Annotated in this window: 8 protein-coding genes and 2 tRNA genes; 2 read left to right on the forward strand and 8 right to left on the reverse strand. The window is 51.6% G+C overall.

Translation table 11 applies throughout. The features are described from left to right. Positions 1–62: 62 nt before the first annotated feature. The 5 genes from ilvE to ilvL all read right to left on the reverse strand — a co-directional run bounded on the left by ilvE (position 63) and on the right by ilvL (position 3155). Complete coding sequence (ilvE, locus tag OGV67_RS04740; protein WP_012131120.1) at positions 63–992, reverse strand: branched-chain-amino-acid transaminase; 930 nt, start codon at positions 990–992, stop codon at positions 63–65. Between the two features lie 17 nt (positions 993–1009). Then, entirely contained in the window at positions 1010–1273 is a 264-nt protein-coding gene (ilvM, locus tag OGV67_RS04745) for an acetolactate synthase 2 small subunit (RefSeq protein WP_012131119.1), read from the reverse strand. Continuing rightward, on the reverse strand, positions 1270–2916 hold the full coding sequence (ilvG, locus tag OGV67_RS04750) for an acetolactate synthase 2 catalytic subunit (protein ID WP_012131118.1): 1647 nt from the start codon (positions 2914–2916) through the stop codon (positions 1270–1272). Before ilvG ends, ilvM begins: the two co-directional genes overlap by 4 nt. 2 nt (positions 2917–2918) lie before the next feature. Next, positions 2919–2969 (reverse strand): peptide IlvX, encoded by a 51-nt coding sequence (ilvX, locus tag OGV67_RS22075; RefSeq protein ID WP_202401504.1) that lies wholly within the window; start codon positions 2967–2969, stop codon positions 2919–2921. Between the two features lie 87 nt (positions 2970–3056). Then, positions 3057–3155 carry an ilv operon leader peptide gene (ilvL, locus tag OGV67_RS04755; RefSeq protein ID WP_001311244.1) on the reverse strand — a complete coding sequence of 33 codons (99 nt, stop codon included), beginning with the start codon at positions 3153–3155 and terminating at the stop codon, positions 3057–3059. 351 nt (positions 3156–3506) lie between these two features. On the opposite strand from ilvL, the gene OGV67_RS04760 reads away from it, so the two are divergent. After that, on the forward strand, positions 3507–5027 hold the full coding sequence (locus OGV67_RS04760) for a YifB family Mg chelatase-like AAA ATPase (RefSeq protein ID WP_060816121.1): 1521 nt from the start codon (positions 3507–3509) through the stop codon (positions 5025–5027). A 26-nt stretch (positions 5028–5053) separates the two neighbouring features. Here OGV67_RS04760 and maoP read toward each other — a convergent pair whose 3' ends face one another. Beyond that, positions 5054–5392, reverse strand: a complete 339-nt coding sequence (maoP, locus tag OGV67_RS04765; RefSeq protein WP_012131115.1) for a macrodomain Ori organization protein MaoP — start codon at positions 5390–5392, stop codon at positions 5054–5056. Between the two features lie 106 nt (positions 5393–5498). On the opposite strand from maoP, the gene hdfR reads away from it, so the two are divergent. Then, positions 5499–6344 (forward strand): HTH-type transcriptional regulator HdfR, encoded by an 846-nt coding sequence (hdfR, locus tag OGV67_RS04770; RefSeq protein ID WP_161799994.1) that lies wholly within the window; start codon positions 5499–5501, stop codon positions 6342–6344. 103 nt (positions 6345–6447) lie between these two features. Here hdfR and OGV67_RS04775 read toward each other — a convergent pair. Next, positions 6448–6523: transfer RNA gene (locus OGV67_RS04775), tRNA-Trp, on the reverse strand. Positions 6524–6531: 8 nt separating this feature from the next. Then, positions 6532–6608: transfer RNA gene (locus OGV67_RS04780), tRNA-Asp, on the reverse strand. Positions 6609–6610 lie beyond the last annotated feature (2 nt).

Genomic DNA, 6610 nt, shown 5'->3' on the forward strand with positions numbered 1-6610 from the left:
AATTTACTCCCAGTGTCTGTCTGTTAAATGGGACGGTGCGTGCCGTCCCATTTATTTTTAATTTATGGATTTACCTGATCCAACCAGCCCCATTTATCTTCGGTTTCACCGGTGAAGAGGCCAAAGAATGCTTGCTGAATACGTTTAGTGACCGGACCGCAGCGGCCTTCGCCTACCTGGATACCGTCCACGCTGCGAACCGGTGTGATCTCTGCCGCAGTACCGGACATAAACACTTCGTCCGCCAGATACAGAGATTCGCGAGACAGCACCTGCTCACGCACTTCGATATCCAGCTCTTTCGCCAGCTTGATGATCGCATCACGGGTAATACCTGGCAGCGCGGAGGAGGTAAACGGCGGGGTAAACAACACGCCATCTTTCACTTCAAACAGGTTTTCGCCTGCGCCTTCGGAAATATAACCATTCACATCCAACGCGATACCTTCCTGGTAGCCATGACGACGCGCTTCACTCCCTACCAGCAGTGAAGAAAGGTAGTTACCGCCCGCTTTTGCCGCTGTCGGAATGGTATTTGGCGCTGCGCGGTTCCAGGAAGAAACCATCGCATCGATCCCCTGATCCAGCGCTTCTGCGCCCAGGTATGCGCCCCACGGGAACGCCGCGATGATGACGTCAGTGCTGTACCCCGGAGGCGGGTTAACGCCCATCCCCACATCGCCCACAAACACCAGCGGACGAATATATGCGCTGGTCAGGTTGTTTTTACGGATAACATCGCGGCAGGCTTCCATCAGCTCATCAACGCTCTGGGAGACGGGAAAACGATAGATTTTGGCTGAATCATGCAAACGCTGCATGTGTTCACGATGGCGGAACACCACTGGACCTTTGTGAGAGTCGTAGCAACGGATCCCTTCAAACACGGAAGTACCGTAGTGCAGTGCGTGGGACATCACATGAACCTTCGCATCTTCCCAACGAATCATCTCACCATTGAACCAGATGTAATCAGCTTTTTTCGTCGTCATTTTTCTTCCTTTTGCGCTCAGGCGCGGATTTGTTGTGATGTGGTTGTGCTCTGGCAGATAGCAACATGTGCAACATCTACCAGTTTACTTAACTGACTAAACAGTAAGTCGACCGACCGGGGGCTGGCAACGGTCAATTCGATATTTATATTTTGCGCATCGGTGGCGGCTTCCATATTCATGGAGCACACCTGAAAACCACGGTGGCGAACCACGCGTAAAACACGTTCTAACGTTTCCGGGTTGAAGCGAGCTGCCACATTGACCTGATGTTGCATCATGATAATTTCTCCAGCATTTCTGAGTTACTGGCGCCAGGCGGCACCAGGGGCCAGACATTCTCAAGTTCGTCGATTGAGACATGAAGCAGGTATGGCCCATCACTGTTCAGCATGGTGTCGAGCGCCGCTTCAACCTGGTCTTTACGGGTGATGTGTTGGCCAGGAATGCCGAAGGCGCTGGCTAACATGAGGAAATCGGGGTTATCGGTAAGGGTGGTTTCGCTATATCGTTCCTGGAAAAACAGTTGTTGCCATTGTCGAACCATGCCTAACCGCTGGTTATCGAGTAAGACAATCTTCAACGGCAACTGCTTGCGTTTTACGGTGCCCAACTCTTGTACATTCATCATGAAAGAGCCGTCACCGGAGATACAGATAACGGTATCATTCGGCCTCGCAACCTGCGCGCCAACCGCCGCAGGCAGGCCAAAACCCATCGTACCTAAGCCGCTGGAGGTGATGAAATTCTCCGGGCGAGTGTACGTCATATGCTGCGCAGACCACATCTGATGCTGGCCCACATCCGTTGTCACCACGCTGTCTGCGGGTTTACGTTCCGACAACTGTTTTAACAGCAGCGGCGCATAGATGGCTTCACCGGGATGATCGTAACGCCAGGCGTGCTCAGTACGCAGTTCAGCATTGTGCTGACGCCAGGCGTCAATATTTAACGGTTGCTGTAACGCGGGCAATAATGCGTTCAGATCGCCCTGCAACGCGACATGCGCCTGACGCAGTTTGTTCATTTCCGCCGGATCGATATCCATGTGTATCACGCTGGCGCTCGGCGCAAAGGTATTCAGCTTGCCCGTCACCCGGTCATCAAAACGTGCCCCTACGGCAATCAGCAGATCGCACTCCTGAACAGCGAAGTTTGCCGCTTTAGTGCCATGCATCCCCAACATACCGAGATAATACGGATAGTCAGCATCCACCGCGCCCAGGCCTTTTAACGTGCAGGTCACCGGCATTTGCGTCGCAGCGATAAATTCGCGCAGCGCGGGTACGGCCTGCGCCATGCCTACGCCGCCGCCCACGTACAGCATCGGTTTTTGCGCCTGCGCCATCATCCGACGCGCCTGCTCAACGTCCGCGTGCGGGAAAGCCGTTTCGTTTTCAACGGTGGTGAAATACGGCTCCAGTGAACCATTGGCTAACTGGATATCTTTGGGGATATCAACCAGAACAGGGCCAGGACGACCCGAGTTCGCAACCCGGAAAGCCTCAGCCATGATGCGCGGCAGCTCTTCCAGCGACTGCACGAGGAAGCTGTGCTTCGTACATGCCAACGACAGCCCCAGCACATCAACCTCCTGAAAAGCGTCCGTTCCGATGAACGGAGCGGAAACCTGACCCGTGATGGCCACAACCGGCACGGAATCTAACAGTGCGTCAGCCAGACCGGTGATCAAATTGGTAGCGCCAGGGCCGGACGTGGCGATACAGACGCCCGTTTTGCCCGTTGAACGCGCATAGCCGATTGCCGCCATCGCCGCACCCTGCTCGTGACGACACAACAGATGTTCCACGCCGCCGTCATACAACGCATCGTAAACCGGCATAATTGCGCCACCGGGATAACCAAAAACGGTTTCAACGCCCTGTGCTCGCAAAGCATGTACCACCCACTGTGCCCCATTCATAGCTACATCCCCGCCGTAAATCTGGAGAAACAGAATTTTATGCTATTAGTCATTATCTGCTCCTCGTTTATGTTTTTAAGGTCAAAAAAAAACCCCCGGACCTTTCGGTGCGGGGGTCTTAGTTCGTTAAGGCTTGATTTCTAAGCCTTTCCTCGTCCAAGTGCAGCCCCGCACGGTGGGATAATAATCACCACCACGCTAATCACGACCAGGCTAATCACTCGTAGAAGGGCTGTCATTTTTGTCTATTCTTGCATCTTGTTCGAAGGAATGCCTAAAGAGTTACCATAGCTTTCGCCAATAGCACAAGATATTTTTATTTTCATTTTTCTGACGCAGCTAACGGTTTAGCAAAAAATCATTGTTTTTTATACAAAAAACAGGAAATGAAAAATTTTCACTTTTTGCCTCATAAACAACAGCAACCCCCATCTTTTTTTCGCATCTGTTATTTTTTGCGAGCACGCTTCCGAACAGCAAAGCATATTTTGAAAACGCGATAAAATTACCTGAATATGCGCCGAAAATTAACAATCATGCAGGATATTTCTGGTTTTTAATGCAGCATAATTCTCTCAACGGGAGGAGTTATGTCACTGTCGATTGTTCACACACGCGCCGCACTTGGCGTTAATGCGCCGCCAATAACCATCGAGGTGCATATCAGTAATGGCCTGCCGGGTTTAACAATGGTTGGGCTACCTGAAACGACGGTAAAGGAGGCCCGGGATCGGGTTCGCAGCGCAATCATCAATAGCGGGTATGAATTTCCGGCGAAGAAAATCACCATTAATCTGGCCCCGGCAGATTTACCCAAAGAGGGCGGAAGATATGATTTACCTATCGCAATTGCGCTTCTGGCGGCGTCAGAGCAACTTACAACAAATAAGCTTAATGAATATGAACTGGTAGGCGAACTGGCCCTTACAGGTGCGTTACGTGGCGTTCCAGGCGCGATATCCAGTGCAACCGAGGCGATTCGGGCAGGCAGACATATCATTGTTGCAAAAGAGAATACGGCGGAAGTTGGGCTAATCAGCGGGGAGGGATGCCTGATTGCAGATCATCTGCAAACGGTATGCGCATTTCTGGAAGGGAAACGTGATCTTGAGAAACCAGTCTCTACCGATTCTGACGCCTGTTTACTGCATGACGATCTCAGTGATGTTATCGGTCAGGAACAGGGGAAACGAGGCCTGGAAATCACGGCCGCAGGAGGGCACAACCTGCTGCTGATAGGCCCACCAGGTACGGGAAAAACCATGCTGGCCAGCCGCATTAATGGGCTACTGCCATCATTAAGCGACAAAGAAGCGCTGGAAAGTGCGGCGATTCTCAGCCTGGTGAACGCCGATACGGTACAAAGGCAGTGGAAACGGCGTCCTTTCCGCTCGCCTCATCACAGCGCGTCATTAACGGCAATGGTAGGGGGAGGTTCAATACCCGCGCCAGGAGAAATATCGCTGGCGCACAACGGTATTCTGTTTCTGGATGAACTGCCTGAGTTTGAGCGACGCACGCTGGATGCGCTGCGTGAACCTATTGAGTCTGGTCAGATACACCTTTCGCGCACCCGGGCAAAGATCACCTATCCTGCGCGCTTCCAACTGGTTGCAGCGATGAATCCCAGCCCGACCGGTCACTATCAGGGGAACCATAATCGCTGTAGCCCGGAACAGACGTTGCGCTACCTCAGCCGTTTATCCGGCCCCTTTCTCGATCGATTCGATCTCTCGCTCGAAATTCCCCTGCCACCGCCCGGTATACTCAGCCAGGCAGCGGTGAAAGGCGAGGACAGCGCTACAGTGAAAGTACGGGTGATATCCGCACGGAAACGCCAGTACGAACGACAGGGGAAGCTAAACGCCCATCTGGACAGCCAGGGTATACGAAAGTACTGCTCTCTACACAGTGATGATGCGCACTGGCTGGAGGAGACGCTGATACATCTGGGATTGTCTATACGAGCCTGGCAGCGCTTACTGAAGGTTGCCCGTACCATTGCCGATCTGGAACAAACGGAGAATATTACGCGCCTGCATTTGCAGGAGGCTGTGGGCTATCGGGCAATAGACAGGCTACTGATTCATTTACAAAAACTACTGACGTAAAAAAAGGGCATTTCGCCCTTTTTTTATTAATCGTCAGATTCGGTGTAGTCTTCCGCACCTTCCATCTGCGGTTTACCGCCAGACAGAGTGTGGAAACGTTTTGGACGCTTAATACGCGTCATATATTTAGACCAGACGCGTTCTGCTTCTGTCACCGGCTCACGTTCGCCACGGCATACCGCGACAAACAGTCTCTCTTCTTCGGTTACTGGCTCACGTTTCCCCAGATCCAGCTCATTGAAGGCATAACCATGACGTTCAAGCAGTTGTGCCTCTTTGATGGTGAAATCACCATGACGAGAGAATCCGCGTGGATAATATTTGTTGTCGAAATATCGATTAGTCGTCGTAAAGCTTTCCGCCATCCTGCACGCTCCTAATTCTTTGGCCGAGCTATTTATGGCGCGGAGTATTAGTTACGCTTGACAGAGTGTAAAACAAAAGATTTAAATCATTACGACAAATAATTTTGTGGAGAGCGTTGTGGATACGGAATTGTTAAAAACTTTCCTGGAAGTTAGCCGGACACGCCACTTTGGACGAGCGGCAGAAGCGCTCTACCTGACCCAATCGGCGGTCAGTTTTCGGATAAGACAACTGGAAAATCAGCTTGGTGTGAACCTGTTCACCCGGCACAGAAACAATATCCGCTTAACCGCAGCAGGTGAAAAGCTACTACCCTATGCAGAAACGCTGATGAATACGTGGCAGGCGGCACGTAAGGAAGTGGCGCATACATCGCGGCATAATGAGTTTTCTATCGGTGCCAGCGCTTCTCTGTGGGAGTGCATGCTCAATGACTGGCTGGCACGCTTATATCAGTCTCTGGAGCCGCAAGCCAGTCTGCAATTTGAAGCCAGGATCGCTCAACGCCAGTCGTTAGTAAAGCAACTCCATGAACGTCAGCTTGATCTGCTCATTACCACCGAAGCGCCAAAAATGGATGAGTTTAGCAGCCAATTGCTGGGACATTTCACACTCGCGTTGTATTGCAGCAGCCCATCACAGATGAAAGATGAATTAAATTATCTGCGTCTTGAGTGGGGGCCTGATTTTCAACAGCATGAAGTGGGTTTGATTGCGAGCGATGAGGTTCCCGTTCTTACCACCAGTTCAGCTGAACTGGCGAGACAGCAACTGTCTGCTCTTAATGGATGCAGTTGGCTTCCAGTTGGCTGGGCCAAAGAAAAAGGCGGGCTTCATACCGTTGCCGACAGCGCTACGCTTTCACGCCCGTTATATGCAATATGGCTACAAAATAGCGATAAACATACGTTGATCCGCGATCTGTTAAAAACAAACGTCCTGGAAGATTAAAGGGACAGCCATGGCAAGGATGCCGGGAAAGGAGTTGAATGGATATGCTGGGGGCCGTTTTTCAGGCAAAAAAAATCCTTAGCAAATGCTAAGGATAATTTTCTGGCAGGGGCGGAGAGACTCGAACTCCCAACACCCGGTTTTGGAGACCGGTGCTCTACCAATTGAACTACGCCCCTAATTAGGGTGGCGGAACGGACGGGACTCGAACCCGCGACCCCCTGCGTGACAGGCAGGTATTCTAACCAACTGAACTACCGCTCCAC

Origin of the sequence: Citrobacter sp. CK188 (assembly GCF_030333525.1) — a bacterium.
Lineage (GTDB): Bacteria > Pseudomonadota > Gammaproteobacteria > Enterobacterales > Enterobacteriaceae > Citrobacter_B > Citrobacter_B koseri.